The following is a 16026-nucleotide window of genomic DNA, read 5'->3' on the forward strand; positions in this document are numbered from 1 at the left end:
GAAGGTGATCGCCGTGTTGGCACGGTCGCCACGGATCCGCCTTTCGGGGCACGGTGCGCGCCTCCGGCTGCGGCAGCGTGGCCGGTGGGAGCAGGATCCGCTAGATGCTGTGCGCGAGTGCTGTCGAGCATCGATGGCGATTGACAAGGCGCTTGGTGAGGCCCTCCACGAGGCTCGTGCGCGAGGCGTCTCATGGCGGGAGGTAGGCCAAGCGCTCGGGGTCGCCGAGAAGGCCGACACCGGGCAAAACGTGGTCGATGCTCTCGCTGAAGCCAAGCGCCAGGTCTGGCGTCGGTTCTGGCCGTAGCGAACCGATTCTCTGGCGGGTGGTTCAGGCTGGGACAGCCTGGGCGGTGTTGAGCTGGGTCATGAGTTCCCGGGGTTGGTGCGGTAGATGCGGTGACGTCGACGTCAGCACGTCGCAGCGCCTTGGCGGCGGACAGGCGGAACGGCGCGAGCCCCGCCGTGATGCGCGGCGGGGCTCGTTACCTGGACGGTCTAGTGGGCGATCGGCGCCGGCTCGCGATGGCCGGTGTCGATCGCGAGGTCACCGACGTAGTTGTCGCGCAGGGTGAAACGATCCCGGCTGTTGGCCTTCACCCAGTCCGCGGCCTTTGCGGTGGCTGCGTCAGCCTGCGCCCGGGTTTCCCAGGTGCTGATGGAGACGAAAGCGTCCTTGGCGATCTGGGCAACTTCGTAGGACACGAAGCCCTTGCTGTCCTTGAACAAGGGAAGCATCCCGGACTTCGCCTGGCTGACTACCTCGTCGAAGGTGCCGGTCTTGATGTCATAGAGCGCGACGCGCGTGCAGCGCATGGTGTGCCTTCCTGTGGTGGAGCGGCTTGCGTAACCCGCAGACCAGTTCCGCAACTGAACCTACGCTGGTATTCCAATACTGGCAATAAAATTCCTAGATCTGATCATCCGGTATGCTCTGTGTCATGGCTTGGGGCTTCCTGACGAACCACGCGCAGGCGCTGCTGTGCATCGCGCACGACCCGGGCGTGCGGCTGCGGGAGATCGCGAGCACGCTCGGCATCACCGAACGCGCGGCGTTCGGTATCGTCACCGATCTGGTGAAAGCCGGATACGTGGTCAAGGACAAGAACGGCCGCCGTAACCGGTACGGAGTCCAGGTCGACAAACCCTTGCCAGAGGCTCTGCTGCGACAGCGAACGGTCGGCCAACTGGTGGAGCTCCTCGCCCGCACCGAACTGGGCACCCGCGACCACGCCTGAGCTCACTGACTTGCCGTCATGCGGGAGCGTCAAGGACGGCTCGGCGGTCTGTGGCCGCGCGCTCCCGCGCGTAGGTACCTCCCCGCAAGGTCGGGCGTCAGCGTCTAAACGACGCGCACTGTGCGGAGCAGGTGTTCGGAAGGGCCCGGCGGATCCGGCGCCGATCCCGCCTCGGACGGCTGTTCGGCAGAGATGTCGACTGGTTCGACCTCTGGCACCCGACAGTCAGGAATCTGACTGCGGGACGCGCAGACCGGCATCACCCTGCACATCAGCGGCACCAACCCCGTGTACGGCGCCTTGCTGGTCGAGGTGACCTCAATCGAGGTGCTACCCCTCGACGGCGCTCCCTTCCAGGCGCGGCTTCAACTCTGACTGACAGGTTAGCCACATCCGGCGGCCGGCCTGGGCCCTACCCCCGGCTCGGCCGATAGCCTTCGTCGCCCGTGACCTGCACCGCCTCGCCAGTGACAAAGGCCCAGTAGCCGGGTCCGAACGTCTGGATGATCTGCTCACCGGCGAGAACGTGCAGCGCCCCACCGAGCCCGACCATGTATCGCAGTTCGCCCAGCCCTACGACGATATGGAACGTCACGCGGCGCCCGTCGATCGTGGTTACGTCCAACGTCCCAGCGACCTGAACATCTGTGGGCGGTTCATCCGACTCCCGGATGCCGTCGTGGTCTCGGACGACGTGCCTGGACATACCTGCACCGTGACACAGCTAAGGGTTCGGGTCACCACTGACAAGCACAGCCAGCCCACTCGACCAACCTCCTCGGGGGGCCTCGCCGTTCCTGAGATCCGAGGCCGAGAGACATGAATGCGGAGTCCCAGGAGGACTACTATGTCCCGAGAGAGACAGCGTCGCCCGAGGCGGTATGTGGTCCCCGAGCCGACACCTCACGAGGAGGGGCCAGCGATGTCAGTGTTCAGGTTTGAGCCCTTCCATGACCCTGCCCGGGAGCTCGACCGGCTCATGTCGATGGCCGTAAGCGGGACGCGCGGCCCCCTCGGGATGCCGCTGGACGTCTACCGCGGCGAGGACGGCAGCTACCACATCGAGGCCGACCTGCCCGGCGTCGACCCTGTTAGCATCGAGGTGACCGTCGACTCCGGCGCCTTGACGATCCAGGCCGAGCGCACCCCGCCCTACCGTGAGAGCCAGCAGGTCATTGTCGCCGAGCGATCCCAGGGGTCGTTCGCCCGGCGACTCTCCCTCGGCGAGGGCGTGGACTCGCAGAACCTTACCGCCGACTACGCCGACGGTGTCCTGCACGTGACCATCCCTGCGTCGCCGCGGAGTCAGCCACGCCGGGTCGAGATCACCCATGCGACCGGCGGTAGCCGCACCATCTCGAGCACCGTCGAACAGGGCGACGCGTCCGCCGGTAGCACGGGCGACCCCGGCTGAAGGCGCGGCGGCCCGGAGGTCTCAACAACAGGGTGCACCGATTGCGCATGCCCGGCCGGAGTTATCCACAGGCGACTCGAGCTGGGCTCAGCCTGGTTGGCGTGGCCTCCACGGTCAGGTCGGTGGCAGGGGATCGACCTGCACCAGCGCGCCGGAGATCGGGCCAGGCCCAGCAGATCAGAGCTTCCCGCAGGCATTGACGTTGAAGTTGAGTTGCTTGGGACGGCGATCGGCAGGTTCGGGCCGAGGTGGAGTCGGGAGGCCCTGCGGACCTTCGGCTGCTCCTCGGAGTGATCGATTGACGGTGCGCCTCGCGGGAAGGGCCGACCTCCTGGCGACTTTGTGGCCAGGAGGTCGTCGGAAGACATCGGTTGGCTGACGACGGCTGTTGTTGATTGTCGGGAGTTCTGCGGAAGGAGGCCCGAGTTCTTGCGCTTGGTCGTGAGACGGGTCTCCAATGGCTGGTGAAGCTCTGGCGAACGGGCGCCTCGGGGGGAGTCTGTCGAGCATCGCGAGACCCTGCATGCCTTGCTGCTCGCTCGTCACTGCAGTGGCAAGCGACCACCAGCAGGGAGGGAACCCATGAGGTTCAGGCTTCAGACCACGCGCTACCGCGTCATTGGTCTGGCGACATCGACACTACTCATCGCGGCGACGGGTATGGCAGCACCGGCGGCCTCGTCGGCCGCGACTACGGACGGGGGCACCCGTGCGATTCCCAGCGGCGGCACCACGAGCATCCAGGCCCGGCCCCTGGGAGTGGACGGACTCCAGCAGCCCGAGCTGAGGCCCGGCGGCCGGGAAGAGGAAGAAGGCGGCGAGGCCGGTGAGTTCACCAGGCCGCGCCCGGGGTTCAAGAACGGCAAGTTCCCGAAGAAGCCGCTCGACGCGCCGGTCGTCCCGTCCAGTGCGGTGACCGGCTCCAACCCGGACCTTCTGGCGAGCGTGAACGGCCTGACCCACCGCGATCAGCGGCTGGCCAACGGCGGGAACCAGTTCTCGCTCGAGCCACCGGACCAGGCGCTGTGCGTCGGCAACGGGTTCACCGTCGAAGCGGTCAATAGCGTGATCCGGGTGCGGAGCGCCGCGAACGGCGCCGCCCTGACCGGCGTCCAGGACCTCAACACGTTCTTCGGCTACCCGGCGGCGTTCAATCGCGTCACCGGCGTGATTGGCCCGCAAGTGATTGACCCGATCTGCCTGTACGACCCTGACCACCAACGGTTCATGGTCGCCCTCACCACCTTGGGCAGCGAGCCGAACGGCGATTTCACCGGCAAGAACACGATCGACGTCGCCGTCTCCAACACCGGGGACCCGCGCGGCGTTTGGACGATCTACCACGTCCCGGCCCAGAACGACGGGACCGACGGTACGCCGGACCACGGCTGCACCACCGACGGCGTCGAGCACGGCCCCTGCTTCCAGGACTACCCGCACATCGGGCAGGACGCCAACGGCGTGTACGTGTCGACCAACGAGTACGACCTGTTCGGCCCGAACTTCAACGCCGCGCAGATCTTCGCGTTCTCGAAGGCGCAGCTCGCTACTCACCCGGCCAGCGTCAACGTGACCCTGATCGAGAACCTCGCCGTCGACGGCTCGCCGGGCTTCACCGTGTGGCCGGCCAACTCGCCGGCGGGCGAGTACTCCAGCGAGCGCAACGGCACGGAATACGCGCTGAGCACGATCGCCGGTGATGGCAGCGAGACAGGCAACCCGACCGGGACCGCGCGGCGGCTGGGGATCTGGGGGATCACGAACACAGCGTCGCTGGACACAGCCGCCCCGAACCTCGGAATCACCAGCCGACTGACGAACAGCCAGACCTACGTGTTCCCGCCGAAGTCGGACCAGAAGGCCGGTGACATCCCGCTGGGTGAGTGCGTCAACGACACAACGATGCCGACCCCGTTCGGCCCGGGCTGCTGGCAGGTCTTCTTCCTGCCGGCGGACGAACCGGCGCACGACGAGGTCGAGTCCACGCCGGACTCGCTGGACTCCCGGATGCAGCAGACCTGGTACGTCAACGGGATGCTCTGGGGCTCCTCCGGGACCGCGGTCCGGGTCAACGGTGAACTCAAAGCGGGTATCGCCTGGTTCGCGGTCAGCCCGAAGATCAACGGCGCCGGCAAGATCCAGGGCACGGTGAAGAAGCAGGGCTACATCGCCTTGGCGAACAACAACCTCACCATGCCGGCCATCGCCTTCACTCCGAGCGGGCAGGGCGCGATCGCGTTCACCGTGATGGGCGAGACGTTCTTCCCGAGTGCCGGCTACGTCCGGATCACCGAAAGCGGGTCGGTGGGGCCGATCCACCTCGCCGCGACGGGCCTCGGGCCGGCGGACGGTTTCACGTCGTACAAGGCGTTCGTCGGTGATCCGCCGCGGACGCGCTGGGGCGACTATGGGGCCGCGGTGACCGACGGTACGTCGATCTGGCTCGCCTCGGAGTACATCGGCCAAACGTGCACGCTGGAGGAGTACTTCCCATCGCCGACGCTCGCCAACTTCGGCAGCTGCGGCGGCACCCGCACGAGCCTGGGCAACTGGTTCACCCGGCTGACCAAGCTCAGTCAGTGACCTGATTGGTTGCCGGTGGCCCCGGACGCATCGCTCCGGGTCCACCGGCAGCGCACGAGACCGACGACCTGCCAGTCCCGGCGCGAAAGCGGATGACCCGGACTGTCACCAGTGCGACCAGACGGACTGAAGCCGGCATGCCGGACCGTGGGTCTCGGCGTCGAGTCAGGCGTCTTGGAGGGCGGTGTCGAGGATCCGGCTCAAATGATCAGGATCGCTGCCTGCCTTCGCCAAGACGTTGGCGCCGATCACCACGGCCAGCAGGGCGCTTGCCAGGTCGGTGGGGGTGCGGCGGGAGGAGATCTCGCCGGTGGTTTGGGCGCGTTCGATGGCGGAGCGGAAGGCTTCTTCCGTTTGGGCGAAGAGATCTTTGGCTACCTCGGCGACGGCTTCGTCGGAGTTGCCTAGTTCGGCGACCGAGTTGACGATCAGGCAGCCGAGTTGGTGCTCGCCTACGCCCGCGAGTGTTTGCATTGCGTCTCGGAGCCTTGGGAGTGCTGGTCCCGGGCCTTCGAGGCCGTCGGCGAGCTCGGCTGCGCGTCGGGCGCTGTAGCGGCGCATCGCGAGGGCGAACAGGTGGTGCTTGCTCTTGAAGGTGTTGTAGAGGCTGCCTTTGCCGATGCCTAGCTCGTCGACCAGGTTCTGTGGGGTGGTCGCGGCGAAGCCTTGCCGCCAGAAGACCTCCACCGCTTTGTCGACGACTTCCTCTGCATCGAACGTCATCGGCCGGGCCATGCGTGGGACGCTACGAGTTCTGTACCCTGAAGTCAATAATCGACGGTGGAGGACAGGGATGACGCTCATCGGGTCGCATGTCGCGGTGGCCGGTGGCCTGGTGAAGAGCGGGTTGGGCGAAGCGATCGCGGTTGGGGCTGAGATCATCCAGGTGTTTGCGGGGAATCCGCGGAGTTGGGCGCCACGGGCTGCTGATCCGACCGGGGATGACGCGTTTCGGGCGGCGTGCGCTGAGCGGGGGATCCCGGTTGTGGTGCACGCGCCTCATCTGATCAACCTGTGCTCACCGTCGGACCTGGTGCTGAGTCGATCTGTGGCCGCTCTCGAGGTCACGATGAAGCGGGCGGAGGCGATCGGGGCCACCGCGGTGGTCGTACATGCCGGGGCGTTGGTGGCCAAGGGGCGTCGCGCAAAGGTGTTGGGCGGCTTGCGTGATCTCGTCGTACCGATTGTTGACCGCGCTCGGGCGCGACTGCTGATCGAGCCCACCGCCGGCGCCGGTGAGGCTGGCGCGTCGACTATCGACACCAGCATCGAGTACATGCTCGCTCTGAACGACGCTCGCATCGGACTGTGCCTGGATACCTGCCACCTTCATGCTGCCGGCGAGGACATGACCGACGCGCTCGCGATCGCGCGGGCGGTCGACAAGGTGTCCGCGACTCTCGGCGCGGACCGGATCGGCCTGATCCACGTCAACGACAGCCGCGATCCGGTCGGTTCTCGCCGTGACCGGCATGAATCGATCGGGCTCGGCGCGATCGGTCTGGCCGGCGCCGAGGCGCTGGTCTCGGTGCCCGCACTGCGCGGAGTTCCGCTGCTGGTTGAGACCCCGACGCATAGCCGAGACGTCGCGCTCCTCAAAGAACTGCGGGCCGTTCAGACCCCTGAACGCTCCGACAGTTCGGTGGCTATTTCGAGGAGGGCGTCGTAGTAGGCCTGGGTGGTTAGGTCGTTGTAGGTGGCGGGCTGGAGCCAGAAGCCGGGCCGGTTGGCTCGGATTCGTTGTATTTGGCGTAGGGCGGCTGGGCTGTGGACGGCTTTGACTCGCCAGTTGATGAGTTGGTGAGTCTGGACTGCTGCTGCCACGTAGCGGGCGGATCCGCGGCCTCGGCCGACTACCTCGACGGTTTCCCAGCCCATGCCGCCGAAGCCGTCGGGGACGTAGAGCTTTGCGCCGGCAGAGAAGATCTTCAGGCCGTGGTGGGTTTCGGCGCCGCCAGGTCCGTACGGGCGTTCGTCGGCGACGTTGGCCACGATGCACCAGACGGCGGGCGACTCTTGCGCCGTGGCAGCGGGCGACTCAGCTGCCATGTCCGCGGGCAACTCTTCCGCCATGTCAGTCGGCCCCGGCGACGGCCAGGGCGGTTTCAGCTCCCGTCACCTGAGGCAGCCTAGCGACCGCGAGGGGCGAGGGACGATTTAGGATCTGGCTACATCGGTGGAGGGATGGGTGTGCTGACTTACGAGCTGGACTCGCGGGATCTGGAGGGGGTTCGGTTTGCGGTTTCGCCGGTGGCGGAGATGGTTTTGTCGTTGCGGGCGTTGCGGGATCCGGGGCGGTTTCCGTTGCAGTTGGCGTGGGTGCGGGCGGTGCAGCCGCAGGTGGACGACCTCGATTGGTCGGTGTTGCGGTGGTTGGTGAACGACACGATGGGGAGTCCGGATTTCCTGACGCCGCGGCCGACCTCGCCGTTGACGCAGATCGCTGACGAGCTCGAGATCATCGCGGGGGTGGATCGGGCGACGTTCGAGCGGCAGTTCGCAGCGGTCAACAAGGAGCTTCCCGCCGAGTTGGCCGGTGCGGACGGCGTGACCAGGGTTGTTGATGCGCTCCGCGAGTACTGGGAGGCGGTGATGGCGCCGTACTGGGATCGGATGCGGACGATTCTCTCGGCGGACATCAGCTATCGCGGGCATGTGCTGACGCAGCATGGGACCGGGGCGATGCTGAACGGGCTCGGGCCGGCGATCACGTACGACGACGGGTTGCTGAAGGTCGATCGGGTGAGTGATCCGAGCCGGACGGAGAAGGTCGACGGGCGTGGGCTGGTGCTGCAGCCGACGTTGTTCGGGCCGCATGCGGTGATCCCGTTCGACATCGGCGCGGAGCCGCTGCTGGGTTATCCGCCGCGCGGGCAGGCGCACCTGTGGTCCGTCGTGGAACCACCGTCACAAAGGGATCTGGCCCAGTTGATCGGTACGCCGCGCGCCCACATCCTCGCCCTGCTCACGCATCCCCGGACCACGACCGACCTGGCCGCCGAGCTGAAGGTGACGCCGTCGGCCGTGAGTCAGCACTTGCAACTGCTTCGTCGTACCGGGCTGGTCGAGCCGCAACGTACGGGCAAGCAGGTGCTCTACAAGCCGACCGAACTGGCCGTCCTGCTCACCGGATCCGACCCCGACTGAGCTGTTGACACCCTCCGAGCGTGAGGTGATAGTTCCGATACAAATCGATTTGCATGCCTGAAACAAGAGCATGGAGCCCGCCATGAGACGCACCCTCGCTATCGCCCTCGGAGTTCTCCTCCTCTGCCTCGGTACCATCACCCCCGCGCAGGCCGCGGTCCTGACGCTCACCCCCATCACCCGCGGCAACGTCTTCACCGACGGTCAGGCGGTGAAGTTCGGCCTCAACACCGACGCGGCCTCAGTCACCTGGTCGGCCGCCGACGTCAACGGCACCGTGGTCGCCAGCGGCAGCCAAGCCGCCGCGACCACTCTGCAGATCACCGTCACCACCCGCGGCTGGTACAAGCTGACGGTGCAAGCCGGCACGACCACGGCTCAGACCACGTTCGCCATCCTCAGCCCAGTCAGTACGTCGGCAGTCGCCGGCCTCACCACGTCCCGGGTCGGCGACTTCGAGGCCGCCACCGAAGGCTGGACCTTCTACCCAGGCAGCGAATTCCCCGGTGCGACCGGCGGTTTCGCGCTCGACACCACCGACAACCACAGCGGCACCGGATCGGGGAAGCTATCCGGCAACTTCAGCGCCGGCGGCGCCTACGTCAGCGTCAATCGGCCGCTGCCGTCCGTCAACACGACCAGCGTGAGCTTCTGGGCCAAGACTGCGAACCTGTCGTTCCTCATGTTCCGCCTGACCGACTCCACCGGCCAGGTCCACCAGCAACGACTGACGTTGTCGGGGGCAACTGATTGGCAACCGTTGACGGTGACCCGCTTCGACGGCGGTAAGCAGTACTCGCACTTCGGCGGGGTCAACGACGGCGTCTGGCACGGTCCGGCGAAGGCGGTCGAAGTGATCCTCGACAAGGGCGCCATACCCGGCGCGACGAGCGGCAGCGTCAACCTCGACGACTTCACCGTCAATGCACCGGCGACGATGCCGACCACTCCACTCGGCGACTACGAGAGCGCAGCGGAGGGCTGGACCTTCTACCCAGGCAGCGAATTCCCCGGCGCCACCGGCAGTCTCGCGCTCGACACCGTCGGCCCACAGACCGGCGCCCAATCGGCCAAGGTCTCCGCGAACTTCTCCGGCGGCGGCAACTACGTCGCGATCCAGCGGACCTTCACGCCCGTCAACCTGAACGCCCTGAGCCTTTGGGTGAAGACAACAGGATTGTCGGCAATCGGACTACGGCTGACGGACTCCACCGGTCAGGTCCACCAGCAGCGGCTGACGCTGTCCGGATCGAGCGCCTGGCAGCAGCTCACCGTCAGCCGCTTCGACGGCGGCACCGGTTATCTCCACTTCGGCGGCGCCGACGACGGCATCTGGCACGGTCCGGCGAAGGCCATCATGCTGACCCTCGATCACAGCCTGATCATCGGTGGCGGTACGACGGCCACCGTCAACATCGACACGGTCACGGCGACCACGTCCGCATCGTTGATCGGCGCAGGCACCCACTTCGGCGGATCGTGGAGCACGGACCTGGTGCCCGTACTCGCGCAGTCCGGAGCACGCGGTGGCCGAGACGAGGCGTACTGGTCGAGCGCCGAGACGACACCCGGCACGTACGCGTTCCCCGCGAAGGTCACCAACTACCTGCAGGCCTACCAGACCAACGGCATCGACCCACTGCTCGTCGCCGACTACGGCAACTGTCTCTACGACTGCCCCGATCAGCTCTTCAACGCGCCGTACACCGATGCCGGCCGGACCGCGTTCGCCAACTACGCCAACGCGCTCGCCAACCAGTACCCGCAGGTCCACAACCTGGCGGTCTGGAACGAGTGGGACGTCAACGCCGCCGGCCCGGCGAACAAGACCCCCGACAGCTATCTGGCGTTGCTCAAGGCAACTTATACGAAACTGAAAGCCACCCACCCGGATCTCACCATCGTCGGCGGCGGTGACACCGACGTGACCCAGCAGGCCTGGTTCCAGACGTTCTGCCAGCTGGGCGGACTGAAGTACCTCGACGTGGTGTCCATCCACCCGTACAACTTCCTGCACGCACCCGAAGGCCTCGGCGCCGCGATCGACCAGGTCCGAGCGACGATCCGGCAGTACAACGGCGGCGTGGACAAACCGATTTGGATCACCGAGAGCGGCTGGTTCACCGGGACGGCCACAGCCTCTGTCGACGAGCCGACACAGGCGATGTACCAAGCCCGCGCCCAACTCGGCATCCAAGGCCACGGCGTCGACCGTTACTACGTTTACGACTTCATGAACGACGGCATCGACCCGGCCGCGCAGGAGAACAACTTCGGCCTCGTGCACAACCCGGCCGACGCCCTCGGTGCCTACACGCCCAAACCGTCGTACGTCGCCTATGCCACAGCCGCCCGGCAACTCCGAGGCGCGACGTTCCTGGGCAAGGAGTTCCCGGGCAACGGGCTGATCGACCAGGTATTCGCCGCGAACGACGGCACACCGTTCCGGGCGATCTGGGCAGCGAGCGGCGCCAACACGAGCGTGACGGTCAACGCGACAGGTCCGATCACGGTCACCAGCCAGTACGGGTTGTCCAACACGTTGACCCCGAACGCGAGCGGCCAGGTCACGGTGACGGTCGGCGTCTGGCCGACGTACATCGCCGGCTTGACCGTCACGTCGGTCACCGCACCCTAGGCGGAATCCCGCGGTACGACGGAAGGCGAGAACAGAATATGTTGCGGCCGGCTGGAGGCGCCGTCCTCCAGCCGGTCGAGCAACACCTGTCCGACCGCGCGACCCTGTTCCCGCGGATCGCCGGAGACCGTCGTCAGCGACGGCGAGATCATCGCGGCGGCCTCGATGTCATCGAAGCCCATCACCGCGATGTCGTCCGGAACCCGCAGGCCGCGCTCCCGGGTAGCATCGAGCGCGCCGATCGCGACCACGTCGTTCGTGCACAACACAGCGCGCGGCGGCTTCGTCAACTGCAGCAATGCATGCAGCCCCTGCAGTCCGCCGGCCCGCGAGAACTCGCCACGTACGACGAGCTCGCGGCTGAACCGGATGCCTGCTTCCGACAACGCGTGCCGGTACCCCTTGACCCGATCAGCCGGCGGCCCCTCACCGGATGGCCCGGTGATGAACCCGATCCGGCGATAGCCGCGACCTATCAGGTAGCGGGTCGCGATCTCCCCCGCGGCCAGGTCGTCCGACGACAGGACGTCGATCCCGGGCTCGGCCTTCCGGCCGCCCATCAACGCCACCGGGATCCCCGCCGCGACGGCGGCCTCGACGTCGCTCGCCTTGCTGTAGTAGCCGGCGAAGACGATCGCGTCGACGCTTCTGGTCACCATCTGCGTCACCGCGGCGCGCTCGGCCGCGGACTCCCCCTCGGTGATGCCGATCAGCACCTGGTACCCGGGCTCGCTGACCACGTCGAGCAGACCGCGCGCGACCGCAGGATAGAACGGGTTGGTGATGTCCGGGACGATCAGCGCGATCGTGTGCGTACGGCGCATCCGCAGGCTCCGGGCCACCTGGTTCGGCTCCCAGCCGAGCTCGTCCATCACGGCCCGCACCCGCGCCTGCGTCGCCTCCGACACCGGTCGCCGCCCCGAAATCACGTGCGAGACCGTCGTCGGGCTGACCCCCGCCCGAGCGGCGACATCCGAGATGTCGACCCGCTTCCCAGTCCCCACCCCGTCACGATAGCCGCTGGTACTCACGGATTCGGCTTGTTCCCGTTGGCGGCGGCCGTCGGCTTCCCGTCGGCGCTCACCGTCGGGGCAGGCGCGTCCGGAGCCTCAGGCGGAGTGCCGATGCCGGCCGCGTCCTCCTCCGCCTTCCGGCGTATCCACCAGATGCGTGCCAGCTTGGCGGATCCCAGGATCGCGGCGATGACGAGCGCCGTCAGCACGCCGGCGACGTCTAGCAACCCCCACGCCCGCTGATACCACGCCGGCTGCTTCTCGACGTCGACCTCGATCACCCGCGCGAACGTGCGGCTGCTGAGCGGCAGGTCGTTCAGCTCCACCACCAGTGTCAGCCGGAGAGTCTGCACACCATCGGCCCGCGGTGTCACCCGCCAGGCCCACTCGGTCACCCCGTCGATGAGCTGGAGCTTGTCGCTGAGCGGCTGGACGTCGAGCCCCGATCCCCGGAGCTCCGCCCGCATGTAGGTCCCGACAGGAAGGGGCTCGATGGTGACCGGAGCCGTGCCGGGCAGAGTTCGCAACGACGGAGACACCGTCGCGGTGCCGCGCTGCACCCGCACGGTGACCTCGAAGTCGTCCTGCACCCGCGCCTGAGCAGGCGGGTTGTAGGCGACCAGGCCTTGCTCGAGCTCCCGCTTCGCGGCCTGCTCGTACCGCTCGCGCGAGGTAGGTTCACGACTCGTCGGCGGACCGGTCGGCCGTGACGTGGGCGTCCCACTGGGCTGCCCGGTGGGAGCCGACGTCGCCGCCGGCTTGGACGTCCCCGGAGTGCCGACCGGCGGACCGGAGTCGCCCGGGCCGGATCCGTTCAGCGCGACCACGGCCACCGACAGCACGGCCAGAATCGCCACTGCGACGGCGATCAGCACGCCAAGCCTCGTACCCCCGTGAGCCCGATCGATGTTCCCCATCACTGCTCACCTTTCCCTGTACTCACGGTAGCCGTTTCCGGCGTCCGTGGAGCGCGTTAGCGTCGCCGGAAGACGTGAGCTAGAGTCGAAACCGCCGCGGGAGCTCGCAGGAGCGGGCTGAGAGGGCGACCGAACTGTCGCCGACCGCTGAACCTGAATCGGGTAATTCCGGCGTAGGGAGGAAGCGATGCAGGAGCCTGTGTGGGTCAACGGTACGGCGACCGACGCCGCACCGGGGAAGTCCGTCGCCGAGCTGGTCGACGAGTACTCCGACCGCACGACCGGGATCGCGGTCGCGCTCAATCAGAACGTGCTGACGAAGGCCGAGTGGGCGCAGACCGCCCTGAAGCCCGGCGATCGGGTCGAGATCGTCAGCGCGGTGCAGGGAGGCTGACATGGATGATCCACTGGAGCTCGGCGGGCGCACGTACAGCTCGCGCCTCATCATGGGGACCGGCGGTTCGGCCAACCTGGAAGTGATGGAGGAGGCGTTGGTTGCCTCCGGCACCCAATTGACCACGGTCGCGATGCGCCGGCTCGGCACCGGCCATGAAGGCTCGGTGCTCGACGTCCTCAAGAAACACGGCATCGACGTCCTGCCCAACACAGCCGGCTGCCACACCGCCGCCGAGGCCGTGCTGACCGCGAAGCTCGCGCGCGAGGCGCTGGAGACCGACCTGATCAAGGTCGAGGTCGTCGCCGACGATCACCTGCTGCTGCCCGATCCGATCGAGCTGCTCGACGCTGTGGACGCATTGGTGGCCGACGGGTTCACCGTGCTGCCCTACACCAACGACGATCCGATCCTCGCGCGCCGGCTGGAGCAGGCGGGCTGTGCGGCGGTGATGCCGTTGGCGGCACCAATCGGTTCCGCGCTCGGCATCCGCAATCCGCACAACATCGCACTGATCGCCGAGGCCGCGAACGTGCCGGTGATCGTCGACGCGGGCATCGGTACGGCGAGCGACGCGGCGCTGGCCATGGAGCTCGGCTGTGCCGCTGTCATGCTCGCGACCCCGGTCACGCGGGCCGAGAAGCCGGCCCTGATGGCCGCCGCCATGCGCGACGCCGTCTCCGCCGGCCGAGCCGCCCGCCTGGCCGGCCGCGTCCCCCGCCGCTGGCAGTCGGCCCACGCGTCCTCGCCTACGACTGGCCTACCGACGTTCTAGACAAGGCAGCGGCCTCGGCCAGATCCAGCGGGCGGTCCAGCAGCAGTGCTGTGAGGGCCAGAGGCAGATCCTGGTTCGGCTGAAGGTTCAGCGGGCGGTCCCACGCCAGCGCCGGCCCAGCACCGACGTACTTGCTGGATCGCAGGAACCACGGCCGTACGTCGCCCGGCTGCACAAGCAGCAGGGTCGTCACGGCATCCCCGCGATGCTGGACGAAGGCGAGCCACGGACTCAGCGATCCGTAGGCCGCCTCCTCGCCTTCGCCTGCTGAGCTGAGCACAGTCGTGGTGTCCGCGGACGGCAGTCGCCAGAAGATCCCGCCGTACCCGGCGTTCGGGCGGCCTGTGGTTGCCGCGCTGTCGATGCGGATCGGGCCGTAGCGCGCGGTGAGAACGCTGTGCCACTCGAGCCGCCAGCCGTCTTCGGCAAGCGCGCCACGGAGCTGCCGGCGTTCGATCAGTTGCGGTCGGCCTTGTTCGTCGTACCAGGTGATGTCGTCGGTCAGGGCGTCGTCGGCGGTGGTACCCCGACTGCGTTGCTGGCCGTGGTTCCTGAGCAGGGTCGGGCCTTGGCCCTGGACGAAGGTCCGGCCGCCCCAGTGGGACGTGCCGTTGACCCCGGCCACCGCGAACGAGACGCCGTAGTGATGCCGATGGTCGACCGGGCTGACCTCCGTCAGTGGCTGCCCGCCCAGCGTCCGTACGGGATGCAGGTACGGCCGCGGCGCGTGCACACTGGGCATCCGCCGCCCGAACTCGTACCGCGCGAGCATCCCGGTGTCACTGCCGAGCTCAAACGTGTCCCCCTGCCGCTGCCACCCGACCCGCCCAGCCGACGCTTGCAGCCGGGGCGCCTGCGGCACAGGCCCGGTGCTCGCCCGCACCGCGAGCCGCAATTCGGGTACGCCGTCCGCCTCGACATCCGTTCCCGCGATCGCAGCGTGCAACCGTTGCCACGCAAGCTCCCCCAAATCCTTTTGCGGCACCCGCACAGTCGTCAGCGACGGTACGGCGAACCGCGACAACCCGATGTCGTCCATCCCGGTCACCGACAGATCAGCGGGTACGGCGACGCCGACCTCGTTGAGCCGTGCCAGCAAGCCGAAGGCGACCAGGTCGTTGAACGCGACCACGGCCGTCACCGGTGATTCGAGTACTCGCTCGACTGCGGCGTACCCGTCCTCGATCGACCAACCGCAGTCGAGCCGGACCAGCTCCAGCCCGGGGATCTCCCGCTCGGCCACCTCGAGCGATCGCAACCGGGCCACGTTGGACGCGCTCGCCGGCGGCCCGGACAGGAACGCCAGCCGCCGATGCCCCAGGCCGACCAGGTGATCCACGACGATCCGTATCGCGCGCCCGTAGTCGACCACCACCGACGAGACCTCCGGCGGACCCTGCCGGTTGACCAGGATCACCGGCTGCACCTGCGGCAGCAGCTCGAGCAGGCTGTCCTCGGGCAGCCGTGGCGACACCATGATCAGCGCGTCGCACCGCCGCCGCGCCTCCACCGCGATGGTTGCCTCGGCGGACGGATCCTCGACGGTCTCCGCGACGAGCACGCGGTAGCCGGCCGTGGCGGAGGCGTTCGTGATCCCGCGCAGGATCTGCTGGAACAGCGGGTTGCCGAGATCCGGGACCATCAGCGCGACCATGTTCGTCCGGCCGAGGGAGAGGCTGCGGGCGAGGTCGCTGGGGCGGTAGTTCAGCAGGTCGGCGGCGGCTCGGACCCGCTCGGCGATCTCGGGCGCGACGGTGGCGGCCCCGTTCATCACCCGTGACACGGTCGCCCGCGACACCTCCGCCGCCCGCGCGACGTCGGCGATCGTGATCGAGTCCTTCGGTGTCCGGCCCATTGCGGTATCTTCTCGCGATGGAAACCGGTTTCTCAACCCTGATCGGAGCGGT

The 16026-nt window shown here is 67.7% G+C and carries 16 protein-coding genes and 1 riboswitch; of the genes, 9 read left to right on the forward strand and 7 right to left on the reverse strand.

The genetic code is table 11. The features are described 5' to 3' along the window. Positions 1-133 precede the first annotated feature (133 nt). Positions 134-307, forward strand: coding sequence for a hypothetical protein (locus tag ACZ3HV_RS26680; RefSeq protein WP_465687775.1), 174 nt, complete (start codon positions 134-136; stop codon positions 305-307). Positions 308-498: 191 nt separating this feature from the next. On the opposite strand, the gene ACZ3HV_RS26685 is transcribed toward ACZ3HV_RS26680, so the two are convergent. Beyond that, a complete protein-coding gene (locus tag ACZ3HV_RS26685; RefSeq protein WP_465687777.1) occupies positions 499-816 on the reverse strand; it encodes an antibiotic biosynthesis monooxygenase in 318 nt (105 codons plus the stop codon). 125 nt (positions 817-941) lie between these two features. Between ACZ3HV_RS26685 and ACZ3HV_RS26690 the strand changes: the two genes are divergently transcribed. Then, the gene (locus tag ACZ3HV_RS26690; RefSeq protein WP_465687779.1) at positions 942-1238 is read left to right on the forward strand and encodes a helix-turn-helix transcriptional regulator; all 297 of its coding nucleotides are present in this window, start codon (positions 942-944) and stop codon (positions 1236-1238) included. Positions 1239-1650: 412 nt separating this feature from the next. Here ACZ3HV_RS26690 and ACZ3HV_RS26695 read toward each other — a convergent pair whose 3' ends face one another. Beyond that, positions 1651-1944 (reverse strand): hypothetical protein, encoded by a 294-nt coding sequence (locus ACZ3HV_RS26695; RefSeq protein WP_465687781.1) that lies wholly within the window; start codon positions 1942-1944, stop codon positions 1651-1653. A gap of 216 nt (positions 1945-2160) precedes the next feature. Between ACZ3HV_RS26695 and ACZ3HV_RS26700 the strand changes: the two genes are divergently transcribed. Together ACZ3HV_RS26700 and ACZ3HV_RS26705 are read left to right on the forward strand one after the other, a co-directional pair. Beyond that, positions 2161-2652: an Hsp20/alpha crystallin family protein gene (locus tag ACZ3HV_RS26700; RefSeq protein WP_465687783.1), complete on the forward strand. Its 492-nt coding sequence runs from the start codon at positions 2161-2163 to the stop codon at positions 2650-2652. A 582-nt stretch (positions 2653-3234) separates the two neighbouring features. Further along, a complete protein-coding gene (locus ACZ3HV_RS26705) occupies positions 3235-5235 on the forward strand; it encodes a hypothetical protein (protein ID WP_465687785.1) in 2001 nt (666 codons plus the stop codon). A 165-nt stretch (positions 5236-5400) separates the two neighbouring features. On the opposite strand, the gene ACZ3HV_RS26710 is transcribed toward ACZ3HV_RS26705, so the two are convergent. Further along, entirely contained in the window at positions 5401-5970 is a 570-nt protein-coding gene (locus ACZ3HV_RS26710; RefSeq protein ID WP_465687787.1) for a TetR/AcrR family transcriptional regulator, read from the reverse strand. Positions 5971-6028: 58 nt separating this feature from the next. Here ACZ3HV_RS26710 and ACZ3HV_RS26715 point away from each other — a divergent pair, with 58 nt between their 5' ends. After that, positions 6029-6904, forward strand: coding sequence for a deoxyribonuclease IV (locus ACZ3HV_RS26715; RefSeq protein WP_465687789.1), 876 nt, complete (start codon positions 6029-6031; stop codon positions 6902-6904). Here the strand turns inward: ACZ3HV_RS26715 and ACZ3HV_RS26720 are convergent. Continuing rightward, on the reverse strand, positions 6850-7284 hold the full coding sequence (locus tag ACZ3HV_RS26720) for a hypothetical protein (RefSeq protein ID WP_465687791.1): 435 nt from the start codon (positions 7282-7284) through the stop codon (positions 6850-6852). The genes ACZ3HV_RS26715 and ACZ3HV_RS26720 overlap by 55 nt on opposite strands. Positions 7285-7419: 135 nt before the next feature. Between ACZ3HV_RS26720 and ACZ3HV_RS26725 the strand changes: the two genes are divergently transcribed. Continuing rightward, positions 7420-8382, forward strand: a complete 963-nt coding sequence (locus ACZ3HV_RS26725) for a DUF5937 family protein (protein WP_465687793.1) — start codon at positions 7420-7422, stop codon at positions 8380-8382. A gap of 82 nt (positions 8383-8464) precedes the next feature. Beyond that, entirely contained in the window at positions 8465-11020 is a 2556-nt protein-coding gene (locus ACZ3HV_RS26730; protein WP_465687795.1) for a glycosyl hydrolase, read from the forward strand. Here the strand turns inward: ACZ3HV_RS26730 and ACZ3HV_RS26735 are convergent. Next, positions 11017-12024 (reverse strand): LacI family DNA-binding transcriptional regulator, encoded by a 1008-nt coding sequence (locus tag ACZ3HV_RS26735; protein ID WP_465687797.1) that lies wholly within the window; start codon positions 12022-12024, stop codon positions 11017-11019. The two genes, ACZ3HV_RS26730 and ACZ3HV_RS26735, sit on opposite strands and share 4 nt — an antisense overlap. Positions 12025-12047: 23 nt before the next feature. Continuing rightward, positions 12048-12950 carry a hypothetical protein gene (locus tag ACZ3HV_RS26740; protein WP_465687799.1) on the reverse strand — a complete coding sequence of 301 codons (903 nt, stop codon included), beginning with the start codon at positions 12948-12950 and terminating at the stop codon, positions 12048-12050. A gap of 86 nt (positions 12951-13036) precedes the next feature. Continuing rightward, positions 13037-13147: riboswitch (TPP riboswitch) on the forward strand. Here ACZ3HV_RS26740 and thiS point away from each other — a divergent pair. Next, positions 13138-13344, forward strand: a complete 207-nt coding sequence (thiS, locus tag ACZ3HV_RS26745) for a sulfur carrier protein ThiS (RefSeq protein ID WP_465687801.1) — start codon at positions 13138-13140, stop codon at positions 13342-13344. (Overlaps the previous riboswitch by 10 nt.) 1 nt (position 13345) lies before the next feature. Next, complete coding sequence (locus ACZ3HV_RS26750) at positions 13346-14119, forward strand: thiazole synthase (protein WP_465687802.1); 774 nt, start codon at positions 13346-13348, stop codon at positions 14117-14119. Here the strand turns inward: ACZ3HV_RS26750 and ACZ3HV_RS26755 are convergent. After that, the gene (locus ACZ3HV_RS26755; protein ID WP_465687804.1) at positions 14094-15974 is read right to left on the reverse strand and encodes a DUF6807 family protein; all 1881 of its coding nucleotides are present in this window, start codon (positions 15972-15974) and stop codon (positions 14094-14096) included. The two genes, ACZ3HV_RS26750 and ACZ3HV_RS26755, sit on opposite strands and share 26 nt — an antisense overlap. Positions 15975-16026 lie beyond the last annotated feature (52 nt).

The organism is Kribbella sp. NPDC020701, from assembly GCF_055562215.1.